This is a genomic window from Spirosoma sp. 48-14, assembly GCF_001898575.1.
GTDB lineage: Bacteria > Bacteroidota > Bacteroidia > Cytophagales > Spirosomataceae > Spirosoma.
Genome location: NZ_MKUD01000063.1, coordinates 108,675 through 128,189 on the forward strand (window position 1 = coordinate 108,675; position 19,515 = coordinate 128,189).

Sequence of the window (19,515 nt, forward strand, 5' to 3'; positions counted from 1 at the left end):
GAATAAAATTTTGTGGAACATTCCGTGGAACATTTCTTGCTTTCGTGAAAACTATCCGGCATCTTTGGACCTGCAACGTACAGACCGATGGGTAAAGTCATTGCTATCGCCAACCAAAAGGGGGGCGTCGGTAAAACTACAACAACGATAAATCTGGCCGCCAGTTTGGCCGCCCTCGAATTTCAGACGCTCATTGTTGATGCAGATCCTCAGGCGAACTCTACGTCGGGACTGGGATACAATCCGAAGGAAATCGAAAACAGTATTTACGAATGCATGGTCGAAGGTGTTCGGCCGCAGGATGCTATTATCCAGACGGATTTTCCGAACCTGGACCTGCTGCCTTCCCACATCGACCTCGTAGGTGCTGAAATCGAAATGATCAACCTCCAGAATCGGGAGGATAAGATGAAAGAAGCACTCGGTAGCCTGCGCGACGAGTACGACTTCATTATCATTGACTGTTCGCCTTCGCTCGGATTGATCACCATCAACAGTTTAACGGCTGCTGACTCGGTTATTATTCCGGTTCAGTGCGAATATTTTGCGCTCGAAGGATTAGGCAAATTACTGAACACGATCAAAATCATCCAGTCGCGGTTAAATACGCATCTGGCCATTGAAGGCATTCTGCTGACCATGTATGATTTGCGGGTTCGGTTGTCGAATCAGGTGGTAAGTGAAGTAACAAGTCACTTCCAGCAAATGGTATTCAATACCATCATTCCGCGCAATATCCGGCTAAGCGAATCACCCAGTTTTGGGGTTCCGGCTCTGGCTCAGGATGCCGACAGCAAAGGAGCTGTTAGCTATTTGAACCTGGCCCGTGAGATTTTGATTAAAAATGGCATGATGCCACAAGAAGCTTAAAATATGTATGATGTATGATGTGTGATATATAACGTATATGGATGGTTGCTCACTTACAGTAATAGATATCCTATAGTATATATCGTATATCATACATCCTATATCATACATCTTTACGCATGGATAACACCAAAGCACCGAATAAGAAGATGATAGGATTGGGCCGTGGCTTAGGTGCCTTGCTGCACGATACCGAAGCGGTCAACCGACAGTCGAAACCGTCTCCGTACGAATCCATCAGTACGATGACTGAAATCAGTCTGTCGCTGATTGAAACGAACCCCTTTCAACCTCGTACCCGATTCGATGAAGAAGCGCTCCAGGAACTGGCTGATTCGATTCGGACGCAAGGCATCATACAACCGATTACTGTTCGGCAACTAGGCAAAGAACGCTATCAGCTCATTGCTGGTGAACGCCGTTTGCAGGCCTCCAAAATAGCCGGCCTTACGCATATTCCTGCGTATATCCGCACGGCCAATGACCAGCAAATGCTGGAAATGGCGCTGATCGAAAACATTCAGCGCGAAAACCTCAACGCCATCGAAATTGCGCTCAGCTATCAGCGGCTCATTACCGAATGCAGTCTGAAACAGGAGGAACTGGGCGAACGGGTAGGCAAAAACCGGACAACGGTCAATAACTACATCCGATTGCTGAAGCTTCCGCCCGTGATACAGGCTTCTCTTCGCGACAATAGAATTTCGATGGGTCACGCGCGGGCCATTATCAACATCGAAAACCCTGAAACACAAATTCGACTTTTTACGAAAGCCGTTGATGAAGAATGGTCGGTGCGAAAAGTGGAAGAAGCCGTTCGGAATTTATCCGATGGAATTGAAGAAACCAGTAAAAATCGCCGGATAACGTTACCCAAGCAGGAAATCCGTAGCCTTCAATTCAAGCTATCCTCTTTATTTGGTACCCGCGTGTCGATCAAAGCCGATGAGAAGCATAAGGGCGAAATCAAAATCCCGTTCACCTCACAGGAGGAGTTGGCCAAAATCCTGGAAGTACTGAATTCTCAGAGTTGAACGCATCGGTTAGTCGTGTTAAATTACCTTAAACGGGTAGACCAACGAATCCAGGCCAATGGATTCGGACGTTGTCTATGTATGAATTCATTATCAACTTCATGCATTGCTGCACTGTTAGTCGTCTTAACAGTTGGCTCGCTCTTTGCCCAAAGCCCAGCTATTAAACCTGCTCCCACACCAGCACCAACGGATTCGACCCGACAACTCCGCTCTGCTTCCGACTCCATACCGACGACCATCCGCCGAAATGGCGTTCGTGTAGGCACCTCCATCCTGACTCCCGAAAACGATTCAACGTCACTGGATCGCCCCGATACTGTTCGGCTAACGGCAAAGCAGGAGCGTGAGATCCACAAAATTGTACCCCGTAAAGCAACCATGCGGGCACTTGTTCCGATCCTGGCATTGGGGCAAGCCTACAATCGGCAATATTATAAAATGCCGTTTGTATACGCAGGTTACGCCGTTATGGGATACCTATTCGTCAAATACCGGGGTCTGGCTCAGGAAGCGGCAACAGGCTATCGACGACTCCTGTTCGGCGATGTAGTAGCTGGTGCCTATAACATTGGACTTGACACTGGCATTTATCCCTCCAATCTGACTGGCGATCCTACTCTGGTAAGTGCTACATACGTCAAACCAGAGTATGTCGTCATTGGCCCGTATCAATACCGTTCGGCGACGGGCGCCAAAAATGCGTATGATACCTACCGACGCTACAGGGATCTAAATGTTTTATTATCGGTGGCACTTTATGCGGTTTCAATTGTTGAAGCCAATGTAGCGGCCCACTTAAAAACTTTTGATTTATCCGACGACATTTCCATGAACGTCGAACCCAGTGTGCTACCTACCCCCGGTGTTGGCTTAGTCCCCGGTGTTCGGGTAGCGTTTACGTTTAAATGATATGAATATACTTCTGCTTGGCTATGGCAAAATGGGTAAGACCATCGAGCAAATTGCGCTCGACCGGGGTCACCAGATTGCGGGCCGTATCGATGCTGATAACCACGCTGACCTGGCGAATCTAGAACCCGACGATGTTGATGTTGTCATAGAATTCAGCTCGCCCGAATCGGCAGTCGAGAACCTATCGTACTGCTTAAAACGTGGCTGGCCAGTCGTTTGCGGAACAACCGGCTGGCTGAGCCATCGCACCGAAATCGAAGCCCTGTGCCGTGACAATAAAGGCGCTTTTTTCTACGCATCGAACTACAGCATTGGTGTCAACCTGTTCTTCCGACTGAACAAAATACTGGCGCAGTTTATGCGGAATTATCCATCGTACCATGTGTCGATGACCGAAATTCACCATACCGAAAAGAAGGATGCACCTAGCGGAACCGCTATTACCCTGGCCGAAGGTGTACTGGAACAATTACCCCACAAACACCGCTGGGTAGTCAACGAACCCGATAAAGAGCCCGCTATTGTGGGTGAAGACGATATTGAAATCAAGTCGCTTCGTGAAGGTACGGTTCCCGGAACGCACATTGTTCGGTACGAATCGGATGTTGACCGGATCGATATTAAGCATGTAGCCCACAGCCGACAAGGGTTCGCACTGGGAGCCGTTGTAGCGGCCGAGTGGCTCGTTGGGCGTGAGGGCGTATTTGGGATGGACGATCTGTTGGGGATGCTGACGGAGCCGTCTGCGCGGTGACAAATGATGAATGATGAAATAAAACCATTTCATCTTCGTAATTTCGTTGTTTATTCCAGGAGTAGCCGATTGCCTTCTACCTCAACATCGATAATTTATAATTCATAATTCATCAGTATTGAACGTGTCTGAAGTTAAAACCAAGGCCGAAGCACCGGCTAAAACCAAGAAATCGCCCATTCGGGAATGGTTCGATTCCGTCTTATTTGCGGTTGTAGCGGCTACGCTTATCCGGTGGTTGTTTATGGAAGCGTTTACCATTCCAACACCTTCGATGGAAAACAGCCTGATGGTAGGCGACTTTCTGTTTGTGAGCAAGTTGCACTATGGCACCCGTACCCCACGGACGCCTTTGCAAGTGCCGCTGACGCACCAGAAAATCTGGGGAACCGATATTCCCTCTTACAGTACGCTTATTCAGCTTCCGTCTTATCGGCTGCCGGGTTTTACGCACGTCAAGAACGGCGATGTAGTGGTGTTCAACGTACCGCCCAAATACCTCAACGACAACATCGATTATCCGGTCGATCTGAAAACCAATTACATCAAACGGTGCATCGGTATTCCGGGCGATGTGGTTGAAGTACGGATGCGTGAGGTATTTGTCAATGGTAAACCATTTCCGAAACCACCCCGCTCAGAACAGAAATACTTTATCAAAACGACCGAAGAGCTGGATGATACGTTCTTCCGTAAGTACGACATCGTAAATGACTACCGCGACCCCAATCAACCCACCGAAAACTGGAAACCGCTGGTACAATACGACGATTCGACCAAAACACAAAAGCTGGTAGGTTATAGCCTCAATACAACCGAAGAGACAATCGCCAAATTCAAAGGGTTTGACTGGGTGAAAGGTATTGAACCCATGACCGAAAAACCCGGTGAAGCGGCTCCGATGATTTATGGAGCACCCACCTTCAAATGGAATCACGACAACTTTGGCCCGCTCACCATCCCGAAAAAAGGGGTTACGATCCAGATCAATCCACAGACCATTGCGCTGTATGGTCCGGTTATTCAACTCTACGACGGTAACGAAAAAGTTGAGCTCGATTCGGCAAGTATCAAAATTGCGGGCCAGCCTATCAAGTCGTATACGTTCAAACAGGATTACTATTTCATGATGGGCGATAACCGCGATAACTCCCTCGACTCACGGTTCTGGGGCTTCGTTCCCGAAGATCATATCGTTGGGAAGGCTGTCTTCGTCTGGATGTCGCTCGATCCGAACCCGGCCAATATCTGGAACAAGATCCGCTGGAACCGCTTGTTCCGAACGATCGACTAACGAACGAGTCAGGCAAACAAACGGTCAGCCCCTGGTTTTGTGCATAGAGCCACAAAATCAGGGGTTTATCATACACGCAATCTGGTGACTCTTTTGTCCGTTCTAAGTCCGAATCTAAAACGTTTTATCCCCGAAGCATGCAACAGTTATTACTCCAACGTCGTCGTACCAGCAATTCGATAAGGCTTCTGACCTTAGTGGCTTTATTACTTGTCCAGGGAAGCACTCAGTTGGCCGTGGCAAAAGGCAAGGAAAAGTCGTCTGCACTTCGGGCTCGTTCGGCCAAAAAACGGCTTTCGGCCGCCACTACTAAACGGAACCATTCATCCAAAATCCGATCCGTTAATCATAAATCGGCCAAAAAGGTAGCGGTCACCGCCAGAACAGCCGCTAATGTAACGTCGATAGCCCTGATGGGGCCTAAATATGCCCATGTGACCGTTAAAGATCAAACCTTGGGAGGGGCTGTTTACTATCTCGCTTCGGGACACGGTGGCCCTGACCCCGGCGCCATTGGCCAGTATGGAAAGTATGCGCTGGCCGAAGATGAATATGCCTATGATGTTACGATCCGACTGGCCCGTAATCTGATGGAACATGGCGCCACCGTCTACATGATGGTTCGTGACCTTAACGATGGCATACGCGACGGGAGCGTTCTGAAACTGGATCATGATGAGGTTGCCTATCCCAATCAGCCCATTCCCTTAAACCAAACGCTACGGCTCCGTCAATGTACAGATGCCGTCAATCGGCTCCACAGCAAGCATAAAGAGCGGTATCAACGCTTCGTAACGATCCATGTCGACAGCCGGAGCGAAGGCCAGAATATCGATGTGTTTTTTTACCACCACGAGAATAGCAACGTAGGGAAACAACTGGCCAAACACATCCATAAAAGCTTCAAATCGGGCTATAAACGGAGCCAGCCGGGCCGAAGCTACCTCGGCACCGTATCGGACCGAAGCAGCCTATACGTTGTTCGGAACAGCCACCCACCCACCGTTTTTATTGAGCTGGGCAACATTCGCAACGATAAAGATCAACGACGATTCCTGCTGGCCGATAACCGACAGGCCCTGGCCAACTGGATCTGCACTGGCCTGCAAACGGATTATACGACGAGATAATTTACCATTCGATTGGCGGTAAGCCTTTGCTTTCCAGATAGGTATTGGCCTGACTGAAATGTTTGTTGCCGAACCAGCCCCCGTAGTTGGCTGCCATAGGCGATGGATGCTTGGCTTTCAAAACCAGGTGCTTTTTACCATCGATCACGGCCCCTTTCTTCTGTGCATACGCTCCCCAGAGCATGAACACGATGTGTTGTTTCTCAGTCGAAAGCAGTTTGATGACAGCATCGGTAAAGGTTTCCCACCCTTTGCCCTGATGCGATCCAGCCTGGCCAGCCCGAACCGTTAGGGTAGCGTTCAGCAGCATGACCCCCTGCCGGGCCCACCGTTCGAGATTACCCGACTTCGGAATGGGTTTGCCCAGATCGTCCTGAATTTCCTTGAAGATGTTGATCAGCGAAGGTGGCTTGGGGATACCATCTGCTACTGAAAACGCGAGTCCGTTCGCCTGACCTTCACCGTGGTAAGGGTCCTGCCCCAGAATCACTACCCGTGCATCGTCGAAACTGCATTTATCAAACGCGTTGAAAATCAATCGGCCGGGCGGATAAACCCGTTGCGTATTATACTCGTGCCGTAGAAACTCCGCTAATTCAGCAAAATATGGTTTGTCAAATTCGGGCTGGAGCCAAGCTTTCCACGATTCGGCAATGGATACATTCATGAATAAGGAACTGATAAGGGTTATTTGAGATTATAGACCTAAACCAGGCGCAAGCGGCTCTCTGAAATTTTTTCGCCAACGCTCTTGCGTAACAAAACTAATCAACTTAATTTTCGTTCTTAGGTTGCAAACGATACTAAATTTATGGTTTCGTCAGTCACAGAAGGCGTAAAAGTTAGCGTGAAAACAGAGTATCAGGCCGACTACTCCAGTCCGCTTCAGGCTCACTATGTATTCACCTACCGAATCACGATTGAAAATGCCAGCGACTATACCATCCAGTTGCTTCGGCGGCATTGGTTGATTTTCGATTCAAACGGAACAATTCGGGAGGTCGAAGGCGAAGGGGTTGTCGGGCTACAACCCGTATTGGAACCGGGCGAAGTCCACGAATATGTATCAGGCTGCAATCTCCGGTCGAGCATCGGCAAAATGTCGGGTACCTACCTGATCGAACGAATTATCGATGGCAAACAATTCCGTGTAAACATCCCTGAGTTTACGATGGTCGTGCCCTATAAATTGAATTAATAATGAAAAATGCATAATGGATAATGAAAAGCGAATGATGTGCTGAACTGCCATTGTTCATTTTACATTCTACATTATCCATTCCTTATGTTGCTTCCTTACTTTCGTTATTTAAGTCGCGCTCGCGACGAACATTCGCTGCATTCACCATTTCTCTTCTCGCTGTATACCCAGGTTATTCGGCCCAGGAATGGCTCAAAAGCAGTTTTTCAACCAATTCAGACGCTTCGAAAAGAACTTCGAAAAAATCACCAACTCATTACCATTACAGACTTTGGCGCAGGCTCAAAAGTGAACGCAGCCCGGCAACGTACAGTTGGTGATATTGCTCGTAACTCTCAAAAACCAGCTCACTTTGGTCGACTGCTGTATCGGCTTATTCACCGATTCGAAGCCCGGACGATTATCGATCTCGGCACCTCGCTTGGTATTACGACAGCCTACTTAGCCGAAGCAACCCGGTCCTTTCAGGGAAACGTTCTGACGTTTGAAGGGTGCCCGGAAACAGCGGCTATTGCCCGACAGAATTTTGCACAGCTTGGCTTTGACAATGTATCGCTGGTTGTTGGTAATCTGGACGAAACGCTGGCTCCGCAAATTGCTGCCAGTCCACCCATCGATTTTGTGTTCTTCGATGCCAACCACCGATATGAACCTACTATCCGCTATTTTGAAACCTGCCTGACCAACATTCATAACGATACAGTTTTCGTATTCGATGATATTCACTGGTCGGCAGAAATGGAGCAGGCATGGGCCTATATCAAGGCACATACGTCCGTAAGCATTACCGTCGATCTATTTTGGGTGGGGCTGGTTTTCTTTCGGAAGGAGCAGCCAAGGCAGGATTTTATCCTCCGCTTTTAACAGGCGTTTAACAGAAAAGTGCAGAAATAGCGTTATCTTTCGAAGGGCTTTTTGGCCTGAAACGGACTATGAACTTCCTGACTTATACCCGCTTAGGCCTTTGCATTGGGGTGTCGGCTATCCTGCTGAATCTGGTATCGTGTAGTAAAACGACAACTGATTCCCCCACACCTACCGAAACGGCCACCTTCGATCTGATTCAACAGAAAATCTTTACCCCATCCTGCGCGCTATCGGGTTGCCACGCATCGGAGAAAGATGCTACGTTTATTCAACACGGGCTGGTACTGGCCGAAGGAGTTGCGTATGCCAATCTGGTTGGCGTTGATCCGAAAAACACGAATGCTAAAGCCGATGGTCTGAAACGGGTGAAAGCCTATGCATCGCTGGAAAGTCTGCTCTATCATAAACTGAACATTTCGGCCAGCCACCACTCCGGGAAATCGTATGGCAACCAGATGCCCTTGGGAGGGAATACATTGCCTGACGGCCAGATCGAATTCGTCCGGCGATGGATTGAAGCAGGTGCCCCCAAAACGGGTAGTGTTGTCGATGCAAACCTGCTGGCCGATAATACGGTTACCATAACTCCCTACGAATCGTTATCGGTGCCCGCTACCGGAACTGGCTATCAGATGGCGGTACCCTCGTTCGATATTCAGCCAAATTTTGAACGGGAACTGTTCACTCGTCGGCTGGTGGGCAACACAACCGATATTTACGTAAATCGGTACGAAACCAAAATGCGGAGTGGTAGCCATCATTTTGTAGCCTACGATTTTTCGAATAAAAGTCTGCTTCCTAACCTGAACGACATTCGTGATCTCCGAAACGCCGATAATTCGCTCAATGTTGTAACGGCCTTGAGCATGTCAAACCATGTTTACCTGGCTGGCTCTCAGGCGCAATACCAGAATTACGTTTTCCCGGAAGGTGCGGCTCTACTCATTCCGGCTAATGCGTCGCTCGACCTAAACTCGCACTTTGTCAATAAAACGACGTCGGTCATGAAGGGGGAAGCACAGATTAATTTGTACACAGTTGATAAATCGAAAGTGGTCAATGTGGTGCAGACGTTAAATCTGAGCAATACGAATCTGAATATTCCGGCCGGGAAAACGGTGACACTGACCAAATCCTTTACGTTCGACAAGCCCCGTAAGATTCTGACACTGACCTCACACATGCACCAGTTGGGAACGAAGTTTGTGATCAAAATTAAAGGCGGCACCCGCGATGGTGAAGTGGTATTCACCTCAACAGACTGGGCCCATCCCGACATTGTCACGTTTACAACACCGATTGCCCTCAAGAAAGGCGAAGGGCTAACATCAGAAATCACCTATACGAATACCACAGCCAAAGATGTTAGTTTCGGCCTGACGAGTGACGACGAAATGGGCATCATCTTCGGCTATTACTACGAAGATCAATAGTTTTTCTTCGACAGGATTTACAGGATAAACAAGATTGGATGAGACAAATAAATCCTGTTTATCCTGTAAATCCTGTCGATAACTTGCTGCATATGTTTGGCATCGACAATTATCTGGCCTTTCTGGTTGCTGGTATTCTACTGAACATCACGCCCGGTTCCGATACACTGTATATTCTGGGGCGAAGTCTGTCGCAGGGAAAGCAGGCGGGTATTTATTCGGCGTTGGGGATTTCGGCGGGCTGTTTTTTTCACAGCTGTCTGGCGGCTTTTGGGCTGTCGGCCATCATCGCAGAGTCACAATTGGCCTTCGATGTGATCAAATATACAGGGGCGGCCTATCTGGTCTACCTCGGCCTGAAGATGTTGCTGCATCAAAAAGCGACCCTGGCTATTCAGGCTACCGACAAAGCTCATAGTACTGGTAAGCTGTTTGTATCGGGCGCCTTGACCAATATCCTGAACCCGAAAGTTGCGTTGTTCTTCCTGGCCTTTCTGCCTCAGTTTGTTCAAAAAGAATACAGCCATGAGCCGATTCCTTTTCTGGTGCTGGGCTTAACCTTCACCCTGACCGGAACCCTCTGGTGCATTCTGCTGGCCCTGTTTTCGGCAAGCCTAAGTCATCGTCTGAAAGAGAATCCGACTGTTCAGCATTGGTTCACCAACGTTACTGGCAGTGTGTTTATTCTGCTGGGTCTTAAACTAACGCTGGAGCAGGCCAAGTAGGTCAATTAAACCGTTTCTTAACAAAACAGCCTGAAAGCAGTAAGCTCTCAGGCTGTTTAGAATACCCCATCTTAGAGAAAAATCAGATATACTGATTGATAATACTTTCAAGCCACTCCTGCTTACCGCTGCGCATCTGAGGTTCGCCATTTTCCAGCGTATAGGCGCGCAGGTCTTCCAGCGTCAGCGTTCCTTCTTCAAAGGCTTTACCCTGACCACTATCGAATGATGCGTACCGTTCTGCCCGGAATTTGAGGTAATTGGACTCTTTCAGAATGGCGTCGGCAGCGATAAACGCACGAGCAAAGGCATCCATACCGCTAATGTGCGCAATGAACAGGTCGTCTATATCGGTTGAGTTCCGACGTACTTTCGCATCGAAGTTGATCCCACCAGGCTTAATCCCACCGGCCTGCTGAATTACCAAAGCGGCTTCAACGAGTTCGTAAATATTGATTGGGAACTGGTCGGTATCCCAGCCATTCTGGTAGTCACCCCGGTTAGCATCGATACTTCCCAGCATACCCGCATCGGCGGCTACCTGCAATTCGTGGTCGAAGGTGTGGCCTGCCAGCGTTGCGTGATTTACTTCAATGTTCAGTTGGAAGTCTTTATCGAGTCCGTATTGGCGCAGGAAACCAATAACCGTAGCAGCATCGTAATCGTACTGATGCTTGGTTGGCTCCATTGGCTTTGGCTCGATGAAGAAGGTTCCTGTAAAGCCTTGCTTACGGGCATAGTCCCGTGCCATGGTCAGGAAGCGGGCCAGGTGCTCTACTTCCCGTTTCATGTTGGTGTTCAACAACGACATATAGCCCTCGCGACCACCCCAGAATACGTAGTTCTCACCACCTAGCGCAATGGTTGCATCAATGGCATTTTTCACCTGCGTACCTGCATAGGCCAATACGGAAAAATCAGGATTCGTTGAAGCACCGTTCATGTAACGGGGATTCGAAAATACGTTGGCTGTCCCCCAAAGCAGTTTCACCCCACTGGCAGCCTGTTTCTGTTTGCCATAGTCAACAATGGTTTGCAGGCGTTTTTCGTATTCTGCCGCCGACGAACCTTCATCCACCAAATCAATATCGTGGAAGCAATAGTAAGGAGCGTCTATTTTGGTGAAGAATTCAAAAGCGGCATCCATTTTGAGCTTGGCCCGTACATTGGCGTCGCTATCCTGATCCCAGGGAAATACACGCGTACCGGGGCCAAAGGGATCGCCCCCCGTTCCACAGAAGGTATGCCAGTAACTGATCGCAAAGCGCAATTGCTCCCGTAATGATTTACCGTTTATAATCAGTTCGGGATTATACCATTTAAAAGCTAAGGGATTTTTGGATTTGGGGCCTTCGTAGGCAATAGCGCCAATGCCTTTGAAGAACTCCTGGTCGCCAAGCGTGATGTTCGACATGATTCTGAAATTGGTTAAGCGTTAATTTTCCAGCAATTTCTATAGTGTAAAGTTGACACTTATTTTTTAATTGTCAAAATGACAATTAAAAAATAAGTGTCTCTGGCTGATGCTATATGTTTCAACAACATAAAGGCTTGCTGGAAAGAGGCAGAAGACCCGTTGATTTTACTCTATACGCCCGAATGAAAAATACGGACGCTTACAGAATGGTATCTGTATTCGGTATGAAATTCAGGAAAGAATTGGTCAACTGGCCATATTTAACCGCATCGACCTGATAGTAATACGCGCCCTTCTTGGAAAAGCCCTTCTGCTTCTCATCCAATTTAATGAGCAGTCCCGTTGAGAGAATTTTACGGCTGAAGTTCCGTTTATCGAAGTCCGTATTATAAATAGCGTCGTAGAGTTTCTTGAGCTGAGGAATGGTAAATTTTTCGGGAAGGAGTTCAAAACCGATTGGATGCTGGGCCGCTTTATATCGTAACCGCTTAAGAGCCAGGTCGACCATATCGGCATGATCGAACAGCAACGTAGGCAGATCGTAAATCGAAAACCAGCGTGCCTGAAACGCTTCAGACAGGTTCGATTCGTAGTCGGCTACTTTGACCAGCGAGAAATAGGCAACGGAAATAGTACGGACAATGGGATCGCGGTACGGATCACCAAAAGCATGTAGTTGTTCGAGATACACGTTGGTCAGGCCCGTCAGTTCGAACAGGATGCGGGCAGCTGCCTGTTCCAGACTCTCTTCAGGCTGAAGCCAGCCACCCATCAGCGACCAGGTACTCCCTTCGATACCCCGCTTTACCAGCAATACCCGGAGGCCTTCCCCATCGAAGCCAAAAATAATGGAGTCTAATGCCAATAAATAAGGTCGCTGCTCTTTGTATTGCTCTACCATCAACAATGTTATTCGATTCAGGTCGGAAGGTTTTAAACCTGCAAACTACGGAAATTTGGCGGCTTTCTTTAAAAGAAATAGAAGGCCGATTAATCTACCTGTCGTTTACGTTTATACTCTTTACCGATCTCAACAGAGGTTTCCTGCGTTCGATAAAAACTTTCGGGTGGACCGAGGTAACTGGATTTTAAACCGCCAACGTCTACTACTATCTTTTGAAGCACTACGGCCGGGTCTACCATCCAGAATTTCAGCATGTGTTCGCCGGGTTTGGCAAGTGTATGCTGTGACATCAGGATACGGATGTTATTCGCGACCGATTGCTCCCAAACTTTATTCGTTTCGCCCGCGTGTATATCAATTACCTGTGGCTTTTCGTCATCGAATGAAATACCGAACCGTAACCCTTTGTTCTCGTTGACATTAAGTGTTGGCGACAGATAGGTATACACTCGTACCTGGCCTGTATCGGCGGCATAGATACGGTATTCCAGATGAGGGGTTTGGGCAGTAAGTTCTTCCTGACTGGGCGATGTAACCGGCGAAATCATCATGCCAGCCCCAGTACGACCAATATCCGGCACCGACTCCCAATGAATCGAATCGGTATGAATCGCTTTCGTATAATGAGCCGCTTCCATCGACACATAGCCATCACTCGCCAGGAAACCATTCATTTCGGTACGCTTCGGCCAGACAAGGTTCTCTACAACAGCCTCGATCACAATAACCTGACTACCATTGAACCCACTAACGGTAATTGGAATCCGGTGGGTACCGATGGGCACTTTTTTCCAGTCGAGAACACTGACGGCTATCCGCTCCTGGTCCGTTATTCGACTTCCTGAAAGAACTTTCAACCAGGAAACGGGGGTTTCAATGGTACAGGTGAACGGTGTTTTGCCTCGATTGAACACGTCGAAATAAACGGACTGGTTCTGGAACGAATTGATAACAGGCAACACCGGCTTTGTCGTTGCTGAAGGCCACCAGTCGTCCGACCCTTCGACAGCTACGCCCATTTCGTCTGTCGTTGGATCATCTATTATTTTCACATCGGGCATGGTGTTTTTGTCGGGCTGTTGCCAGTAGGTGTAGCCAATGTGTGTTTGGTCCATCAGGTGGTGCCACTTGCCATTAGCCAGAGTATCGTTGTAATAGCGCGTAATTTGGGCGTCGCGCTCGAACAATTCCTTCGCTCGTAGTGCCAGTTTATTCGTCAGTATTCTTCGCTGCGCAGCATACTGGCGATTTTTGGCGACGGTTACGTATAATTCATTCAGATTGGCACAAGCACGTACCGGATGCAGCACAAGCTGGTAATACGCAGCGTGATAGGCTGCTGGCAGGTCGTTATAAATCTGTTCGGCTTCCCGTAGCAGCGCGTTATACTCATTCACAATGGTCTCGGCTTCGCGGTAGTGGGTAAGGCTATACGTATCGGGCGAAAGTAATTCAGGTTTTCGGCGGCTGTTGTAGCTAGTGTACTTTTGAAGGATGCGGCCAACAGCCCGAGCGTGTTTCGGCCCAAACTGGCGCTCAGCCCATAACGACGCATACGTATCCAGCCGTTCGGCAGGCCATTGGTCGGGTGCCCAGGCGTAGTCCAGAAAAAACTCAATCGGAAATTCCATTGGCTTGATATCACCGACGTTTACAATCCAGATACGATCGACCCCATGCTCATAGGCCAGATGCATCTGTTCCCAGGTACGGGCAATAGGACTGGTATTGAGCCATTTGTAGTTCCGGGGTCCACCCACATAATCGAAGTGATAATAGATGCCATAGCCGCCCTGCCGTTTAGGCGAACCGACAGCGGGCAGTTTGCGAATATTACCCCAGTTATCATCGCAAAGGAGCAGCGTCACATCGTCGGGTACCCGCATGCCTTTGTCGTAGTACGCCTGCACTTCTTTGTACAGTGCCCAGAGTTGCGGTGTCTCAGACGGATTTTTACGTGTAACATCGCTAATAATTTTACGCTGATCGGTCACAATTCGCTCCAGCAACGCAATGTTGCTTTCCCGGCTCATGGGTTCATCGCCATCGCCCCGCATTCCGACGGAAACAATACTCTCATTCGTTCCCATCCGCCGAATCCCCTCTTTCCAGAATTCACGTAATGCCGCTTCGTTTTTCTGGTAGTTCCAGGGGCCTTTACCATAGCGTCGCCATTCGTCATGGGCACGCATAAGAGGTTCGTGGTGTGTCGTACCAATCACAACTCCATATTCGTTGGCCAGATACGGATTCAGGTTATCATCGTCATAAAAAGCACTTCCCCACATGGCAGGCCAGAGGTAATTGCCTTTCAGGCGAAGAATCAGCTCAAACACTTTCTCGTAGAACCGATGGTTAAAACCACCGAATTTCTCCTTTGCCCAACCTGATAGTGCCGGGGCTTCATCGTTGATAAAGATGCCCCGGTACTTAACGGCGGGGGTTCCCTGGGTATGACGACCCGGTAATACATACAGTGACGACTGCGGACTCACAGGAACATCGGCCCACCAGTTCCAGGGCGAAACACCGATCTGAGCCGATAGGTCATAAATACCGTAAATGGTTCCGCGCTTATCGCTTCCGGCAATGACCAGTGCCCGGTCGACACCCGGCATGGGATTTTCTACAATCTGTGTCAGAAACGTCTCCCATTTGCCGACGAGACCAGCTACATCCAGTTTCTTTACCTGAACCAGCCGGTCAATCAGAGTGCTTTTTCCTACTGTGCCAACCAGAACAATTTCTTTGGTATAGAGGTCTTTGTCCGTTTTCAGAATGGGCAGGCTTTGGGTTACCTGATGTATATCGGCCTGCAAGTTTTTCAGCGCCCGCACAACACCAGGATACTCGCCCGTACTGGTCATGAGTGGCGTTGCTTTCCCGTAGGCCACCAATGCAAAATAGCCCGCTCCGTTCTGATTAGCCACATAGGCCCTGGTGTCGGTAGCCAGCGTGAGTAGAGGAGACAGGCAGACAATTAAAATGATGAAAGTAAGTCGCATAAGAAACCGATCTAAAACCTCCCTCCTGCCAACCGACAGGAGGGTGTCTTACGTTAACCTATGATTAAAAAAACTGGGTATTACTACCTTTCGGTAGCACCTAAAAGCGACTATTCGGCTAGTTATAACGATAGTGCTTCACTTTTGACTAGACGACTTTCTGACAAAGCTGTAAAGATGGCTACCTATTTTCGACAATAATGTAGGTTGCAGGTACGGCATCTGTCAGCCAAACGCCATTTTCGGACTGGTAAAAAATGTACCCGGTGGCTGCCATTTCGCCCGCTTTTATAGTGAGAATAATAGGCTTGCCATGACGACTCCCAACCGTAAAAGCCGTTTGTTCATCAGCACTTAGATGTACGTGATGGCGATTCATCTTTTTCAATCCTTCAGCCCTGATCAGCTCCAGAAATCGTGTCGCCGTTCCATGGTACAGAAATTGGGGTGGCTGTTTTTCGATATACCCTAAATCGACCTCAACTGAATGCCCTTGATTAGCCCGTATCTGGCGTTCATCCTGACTAAAGGCAAATCGCTTTTTGTTGTTGGTCTCCACAAGATAGGCTAGCTGTTCTCGCGTGATTCGATAGCCTCGCTGGTTCAACGTTGCCAGCAGTATATCGACATCGGTCCAGCCCTGTTCATTGAGGGTAATTCCAAGCGTATCGGGTTTATGACGAAGCACTAAACTGAGAAATTTGCTCACACGCTGAGCTTCCATATCGGTCAACATCAAATCGAATCTGTTAAATCAAAACAGGCTCATAGTCCCTGTCCATCACTATCTGACTGAAAGTTAGTGGAATGTCTATATTTTTTTACTTTTGTGCCGCGCAATTCTGAACCCGCGCTCCAATGCCCCGGCAAAGCCATGTAATACGAATCGACACTGCACTTTTCTAAAAAGCCTTCGCTCCGAAGGCCGTGTGTTATCGTATTACCTAAATTTTTGAAACATGGCTTTATCAACCAAGTACGGGCGAACGTACCACTATCCCTTTTCGCCTGGCACCACCAGCGACGACCGTATCAACTACGATTATGCATCGGATCTGGCTCACATTCAAACGCTTATCCATACTGAAAAACTGGACGGTGAAAACAACTGCCTGAGTCGCTACGGCGTTTTTGCCCGCTCTCATGCAGCTCCCACCACATCGCCCTGGACCAGCGCCATTCGCCAACGGTGGGAATCGATTCGGTATGACCTGGGCAATCTGGAAATCTTTGGCGAGAACCTGTTTGCGATCCACTCCATTCGGTACGAACGGCTGGAAGATCATTTCTTTGTCTTTGCCATACGGGAGCATGATGTCTGGCTATCGTGGGAAGAAACGCAGTTTTACGCCCATTTGCTCGATTTTCCGACTGTACCCGAAATAGGGAGAATCACCGCTCCGTTACAGGCCAACGACATCGAAGCAGATGTACGTTCGCTGGCCAGCCAGGGAAGTCGGTTTGGCTCCGTCGATGCCCAGACGGGCGAATCATGCACAATGGAAGGAATTGTTTCGCGGGATTCAGAGTCGTATGCCGTAACAGCGTTTCCGAATCGGGTATTCAAATATGTTCGGGAAGGGCATGTTCAGACGAATGAGCACTGGACCCGTAGCTGGAAACGCGCACCATTAGCGTCGGAAAGGAGGAACGTATGATTTGGCAATTAACTGACCGAAAAAGCTGGCCCGATTTGCTGCGCCAGTTCGATTTTGTCCGCGACATGGTAGGTGTTCCGCAAGACCCCGTTCATCATGCCGAAGGGGATGTAGCCGTGCATACCCGCATGGTGCTGGAGGCCCTTGAATCGTTACCGGGCTATCGGGCATTACCCGCCGACGAACAGGCGATCCTTTGGGCAGCTGCGCTATTGCATGATGTTGAAAAGCGTTCGACAACCGTGCAGGAAGATGATGGACGAATTACTTCTAAAGGCCACGCCCGCAAAGGCGAACGAACCGCTCGACTACTTCTATATGATGCGTATCCGACGCCTTTCGTTCAGCGTGAAGCCGTTGCCAAACTTGTCCGTTATCATGGGTTGCCGCTCTGGGTATTTGAGAAAGGAAGCCCACGTCAGGCACTTTTGCAGGCCAGTCTGGAAGTCAACACGGCCTGGCTGGCGCTGCTGGCTCGCGCCGATGTGCTGGGGCGAGTCTGCGCCGATCAGGACGAGTTGTTGTACCGGATCGATTTGTTTGAGGAGTTCTGTCGGGAGCAGGATTGCTGGGGTAAACCGTATCCGTTTGCGTCAAATCTGACCCGGTTCCACTATTTCCGACGCGACGATCTGGCTCCCGATTTCCCACTTTACGACGATACCAAAACAACCGTTGTCCTATTGAGTGGCTTACCGGGCGTGGGAAAAGACCATTACCTTTTGTCGCACTATCGGGATTGGCCAGTGGTTAGCCTGGATGCTTTCCGGCGGCAGTACGGCATCGACCCGTTAGATCGGAAGGGAACAGGCCGGGTTGTCCAGATGGCGAAGGAACAGGCGCGGGCCTATTTGCGAAGCCAGCAACCATTTGTCTGGAATGCGACCAACATAACCCGGAATTTACGGTCCCAGTTGATCGACTTATTCGTGACCTACGGTGCCTGGGTGAAAGTGATCTACCTGGAAGTACCCAACGCCCGTCGGGCCGAACAGAACGCGAATCGTAAACATCCCGTACCCGAACCAGCCGTTAGCCGTATGCTGGAGAAGCTAGAGATTCCGGCTATCTGGGAAGCCCACGAGGTACTCTATGAAGTAGGCTAACGCTCGTCCGCGAGTGCATCGCGGACGAGCTGAAACGATGAGAAACTACCCCTGCTGTAATTTTCGCTGCAACGTTTCCAATTCGAGCTTTCTGGACTGATAAAAGCGATGCTCCCAACCGCTGGCAAAATTGACCAGTATGAAGAAAATGACCAGCGCGAATGCGAACCATAGCGGCTTCCCTCCTTCCAGCAGACCAGCTATGATCAGTAAAGCAATGGGCAAATTATTCCAGCGCATGAGTTGGGAAAGTCGCACCTGATAGGTTGTCATGGCAATGGCATGGTCCAGTTCGCCAACCAGCGAACGATCAAACCGATTCTCCCGCTGTAATCTACGGATTCGGCTTACCAAAACGGCCAATGCGGTAATCAGCATCCAACCTGCCAGCAGATACATAAATATAGTACTGCCCGCCTTTGACGCCGTCAGGCCAAATAGCACACAGCCTGCTCCGGCATTAACGACCATCAGGAGCCATTCGCTGGCATTAGTGATATGGCTGGCCTTCGCCTTTTTCGTATGAATGCGGTTGTGCAGCGCATCTTCGTTAATCATGTACATAGGGCGTTGATTTTGCGAGTCCCAGATTTTTTGCAGTTCGTCAAATTCCATATGGATTCAGTTGTTTTGATCGGGCAATGAGTTGTTTCTTGATTCGATTAATCTTCACGCCCACATTCGACTCCGTGATACCCAGCATGGATGCCATCTCTTTGTAACTAAAGCCATCCAGCAACAATAGGGTAATGGATCGATCGATTTCATCGAGTTTGTGAATCTCTTGGTAGAGCCAGTTCAGGCGCTCATCGGGTGGTACTTTGGCCTCCTGCAAAACAGCCTGAACCGTGTCGAGCGATTCGCGGCTTTTCGCATACTTTTGCTCTTTGCCGACCCACTTAATAGCCGTGTTGAGCGCAATACGATAGACCCAGGTATTGACCGACGACTCTTCCCGGAAGGTGGGAATGGAGTGCCATACCTGAATCATTATCTCCTGAAACAGGTCATCCTGATCCATGGTTGTTGCTGCATACGCCCGAATCACCTTAAAAATCTGCCCTTTATGCTGCTGAAGCCACTTGCCGAAAATGTTGTTCTGCTCCGATTCCGTCATGACTTCCTTGGTTTACGCTAATTAGTACGCATCAGGCTTTCATTTCTTACAGGTCGGAGCAAAATGATATACACTATATCATTCT

At 49.0% G+C, this 19,515-nt stretch carries 19 protein-coding genes; 12 read left to right on the plus strand and 7 right to left on the minus strand.

The window, feature by feature from the left end; translation table 11 throughout:
- Positions 1 to 87 precede the first annotated feature (87 nt).
- The 6 genes from BGO59_RS27505 to BGO59_RS27530 all read left to right on the plus strand — a co-directional run bounded on the left by BGO59_RS27505 (position 88) and on the right by BGO59_RS27530 (position 5,997).
- Positions 88 to 870 (plus strand): AAA family ATPase, encoded by a 783-nt coding sequence (locus tag BGO59_RS27505; protein ID WP_020594914.1) that lies wholly within the window; start codon positions 88 to 90, stop codon positions 868 to 870.
- A gap of 119 nt (positions 871 to 989) precedes the next feature.
- Positions 990 to 1,904 carry a ParB/RepB/Spo0J family partition protein gene (locus tag BGO59_RS27510; protein WP_293689108.1) on the plus strand — a complete coding sequence of 305 codons (915 nt, stop codon included), beginning with the start codon at positions 990 to 992 and terminating at the stop codon, positions 1,902 to 1,904.
- Positions 1,905 to 1,985: 81 nt separating this feature from the next.
- Complete coding sequence (locus tag BGO59_RS27515) at positions 1,986 to 2,816, plus strand: DUF5683 domain-containing protein (protein WP_293689110.1); 831 nt, start codon at positions 1,986 to 1,988, stop codon at positions 2,814 to 2,816.
- Between the two features lies 1 nt (position 2,817).
- Entirely contained in the window at positions 2,818 to 3,573 is a 756-nt protein-coding gene (dapB, locus tag BGO59_RS27520) for a 4-hydroxy-tetrahydrodipicolinate reductase (RefSeq protein ID WP_293689112.1), read from the plus strand.
- Between the two features lie 124 nt (positions 3,574 to 3,697).
- Positions 3,698 to 4,867 carry a signal peptidase I gene (gene lepB / locus BGO59_RS27525; protein WP_293689114.1) on the plus strand — a complete coding sequence of 390 codons (1,170 nt, stop codon included), beginning with the start codon at positions 3,698 to 3,700 and terminating at the stop codon, positions 4,865 to 4,867.
- A 137-nt stretch (positions 4,868 to 5,004) separates the two neighbouring features.
- Entirely contained in the window at positions 5,005 to 5,997 is a 993-nt protein-coding gene (locus BGO59_RS27530) for an N-acetylmuramoyl-L-alanine amidase (protein WP_293689116.1), read from the plus strand.
- Between the two features lies 1 nt (position 5,998).
- Here BGO59_RS27530 and ung read toward each other — a convergent pair whose 3' ends face one another.
- On the minus strand, positions 5,999 to 6,664 hold the full coding sequence (gene ung, locus BGO59_RS27535; RefSeq protein ID WP_293689118.1) for a uracil-DNA glycosylase: 666 nt from the start codon (positions 6,662 to 6,664) through the stop codon (positions 5,999 to 6,001).
- A gap of 144 nt (positions 6,665 to 6,808) precedes the next feature.
- Between ung and apaG the strand changes: the two genes are divergently transcribed.
- The 4 genes from apaG (at position 6,809) to BGO59_RS27555 (ending at position 10,223) form a co-directional block, all read left to right on the plus strand.
- Positions 6,809 to 7,195 (plus strand): Co2+/Mg2+ efflux protein ApaG, encoded by a 387-nt coding sequence (gene apaG, locus BGO59_RS27540; protein ID WP_080058346.1) that lies wholly within the window; start codon positions 6,809 to 6,811, stop codon positions 7,193 to 7,195.
- An 87-nt stretch (positions 7,196 to 7,282) separates the two neighbouring features.
- Positions 7,283 to 8,062 (plus strand): O-methyltransferase, encoded by a 780-nt coding sequence (locus BGO59_RS27545; RefSeq protein ID WP_293689122.1) that lies wholly within the window; start codon positions 7,283 to 7,285, stop codon positions 8,060 to 8,062.
- A gap of 68 nt (positions 8,063 to 8,130) precedes the next feature.
- Positions 8,131 to 9,498, plus strand: a complete 1,368-nt coding sequence (locus BGO59_RS27550) for a hypothetical protein (protein WP_293689124.1) — start codon at positions 8,131 to 8,133, stop codon at positions 9,496 to 9,498.
- Between the two features lie 38 nt (positions 9,499 to 9,536).
- Positions 9,537 to 10,223, plus strand: a complete 687-nt coding sequence (locus tag BGO59_RS27555) for a LysE family translocator (RefSeq protein ID WP_293689126.1) — start codon at positions 9,537 to 9,539, stop codon at positions 10,221 to 10,223.
- Between the two features lie 82 nt (positions 10,224 to 10,305).
- Here BGO59_RS27555 and xylA read toward each other — a convergent pair whose 3' ends face one another.
- From xylA to BGO59_RS27575, 4 genes are all read right to left on the minus strand, one after another.
- A complete protein-coding gene (gene xylA / locus BGO59_RS27560) occupies positions 10,306 to 11,637 on the minus strand; it encodes a xylose isomerase (RefSeq protein ID WP_293689128.1) in 1,332 nt (443 codons plus the stop codon).
- A gap of 202 nt (positions 11,638 to 11,839) precedes the next feature.
- On the minus strand, positions 11,840 to 12,541 hold the full coding sequence (locus BGO59_RS27565) for an NUDIX domain-containing protein (protein ID WP_080058351.1): 702 nt from the start codon (positions 12,539 to 12,541) through the stop codon (positions 11,840 to 11,842).
- Between the two features lie 89 nt (positions 12,542 to 12,630).
- Entirely contained in the window at positions 12,631 to 15,549 is a 2,919-nt protein-coding gene (locus BGO59_RS27570) for a glycosyl hydrolase 115 family protein (RefSeq protein ID WP_293689131.1), read from the minus strand.
- A gap of 181 nt (positions 15,550 to 15,730) precedes the next feature.
- Positions 15,731 to 16,273, minus strand: coding sequence for an RNA 2'-phosphotransferase (locus tag BGO59_RS27575; RefSeq protein ID WP_293689133.1), 543 nt, complete (start codon positions 16,271 to 16,273; stop codon positions 15,731 to 15,733).
- Positions 16,274 to 16,508: 235 nt separating this feature from the next.
- Here BGO59_RS27575 and BGO59_RS27580 point away from each other — a divergent pair, with 235 nt between their 5' ends.
- Entirely contained in the window at positions 16,509 to 17,207 is a 699-nt protein-coding gene (locus BGO59_RS27580; RefSeq protein WP_293689135.1) for an RNA ligase family protein, read from the plus strand.
- Positions 17,204 to 18,313, plus strand: a complete 1,110-nt coding sequence (locus tag BGO59_RS27585) for an AAA family ATPase (RefSeq protein WP_293689137.1) — start codon at positions 17,204 to 17,206, stop codon at positions 18,311 to 18,313. Before BGO59_RS27580 ends, BGO59_RS27585 begins: the two co-directional genes overlap by 4 nt.
- Before the next feature lie 45 nt (positions 18,314 to 18,358).
- Here the strand turns inward: BGO59_RS27585 and BGO59_RS27590 are convergent, their stop codons facing one another.
- Both BGO59_RS27590 and BGO59_RS27595 read right to left on the minus strand, forming a co-directional pair.
- Positions 18,359 to 18,928: a hypothetical protein gene (locus tag BGO59_RS27590; RefSeq protein WP_293689139.1), complete on the minus strand. Its 570-nt coding sequence runs from the start codon at positions 18,926 to 18,928 to the stop codon at positions 18,359 to 18,361.
- On the minus strand, positions 18,918 to 19,430 hold the full coding sequence (locus BGO59_RS27595) for an RNA polymerase sigma factor (protein ID WP_293689141.1): 513 nt from the start codon (positions 19,428 to 19,430) through the stop codon (positions 18,918 to 18,920). Before BGO59_RS27595 ends, BGO59_RS27590 begins: the two co-directional genes overlap by 11 nt.
- Positions 19,431 to 19,515 lie beyond the last annotated feature (85 nt).

What these genes read in the sequence shown, in the direction of transcription:
- BGO59_RS27555 (WP_293689126.1), top strand. Translation starts at nt 9,537, where the DNA reads ATGAGACAAATAAATCCTGTTTATCCTGTAAATCCTGTCGATAACTTG.
- BGO59_RS27515 (WP_293689110.1), top strand. Translation starts at nt 1,986, where the DNA reads ATGAATTCATTATCAACTTCATGCATTGCTGCACTGTTAGTCGTCTTA.
- BGO59_RS27550 (WP_293689124.1), top strand. Translation starts at nt 8,131, where the DNA reads ATGAACTTCCTGACTTATACCCGCTTAGGCCTTTGCATTGGGGTGTCG.
- BGO59_RS27580 (WP_293689135.1), top strand. Translation starts at nt 16,509, where the DNA reads ATGGCTTTATCAACCAAGTACGGGCGAACGTACCACTATCCCTTTTCG.
- xylA (WP_293689128.1), bottom strand. Translation starts at nt 11,637, where the DNA reads ATGTCGAACATCACGCTTGGCGACCAGGAGTTCTTCAAAGGCATTGGC.
- ung (WP_293689118.1), bottom strand. Translation starts at nt 6,664, where the DNA reads ATGAATGTATCCATTGCCGAATCGTGGAAAGCTTGGCTCCAGCCCGAA.
- BGO59_RS27505 (WP_020594914.1), top strand. Translation starts at nt 88, where the DNA reads ATGGGTAAAGTCATTGCTATCGCCAACCAAAAGGGGGGCGTCGGTAAA.
- BGO59_RS27530 (WP_293689116.1), top strand. Translation starts at nt 5,005, where the DNA reads ATGCAACAGTTATTACTCCAACGTCGTCGTACCAGCAATTCGATAAGG.
- BGO59_RS27590 (WP_293689139.1), bottom strand. Translation starts at nt 18,928, where the DNA reads ATGGAATTTGACGAACTGCAAAAAATCTGGGACTCGCAAAATCAACGC.
- BGO59_RS27570 (WP_293689131.1), bottom strand. Translation starts at nt 15,549, where the DNA reads ATGCGACTTACTTTCATCATTTTAATTGTCTGCCTGTCTCCTCTACTC.
- BGO59_RS27595 (WP_293689141.1), bottom strand. Translation starts at nt 19,430, where the DNA reads ATGACGGAATCGGAGCAGAACAACATTTTCGGCAAGTGGCTTCAGCAG.
- BGO59_RS27510 (WP_293689108.1), top strand. Translation starts at nt 990, where the DNA reads ATGGATAACACCAAAGCACCGAATAAGAAGATGATAGGATTGGGCCGT.
- BGO59_RS27545 (WP_293689122.1), top strand. Translation starts at nt 7,283, where the DNA reads ATGTTGCTTCCTTACTTTCGTTATTTAAGTCGCGCTCGCGACGAACAT.
- BGO59_RS27585 (WP_293689137.1), top strand. Translation starts at nt 17,204, where the DNA reads ATGATTTGGCAATTAACTGACCGAAAAAGCTGGCCCGATTTGCTGCGC.
- dapB (WP_293689112.1), top strand. Translation starts at nt 2,818, where the DNA reads ATGAATATACTTCTGCTTGGCTATGGCAAAATGGGTAAGACCATCGAG.
- BGO59_RS27575 (WP_293689133.1), bottom strand. Translation starts at nt 16,273, where the DNA reads ATGGAAGCTCAGCGTGTGAGCAAATTTCTCAGTTTAGTGCTTCGTCAT.
- BGO59_RS27565 (WP_080058351.1), bottom strand. Translation starts at nt 12,541, where the DNA reads ATGGTAGAGCAATACAAAGAGCAGCGACCTTATTTATTGGCATTAGAC.
- apaG (WP_080058346.1), top strand. Translation starts at nt 6,809, where the DNA reads ATGGTTTCGTCAGTCACAGAAGGCGTAAAAGTTAGCGTGAAAACAGAG.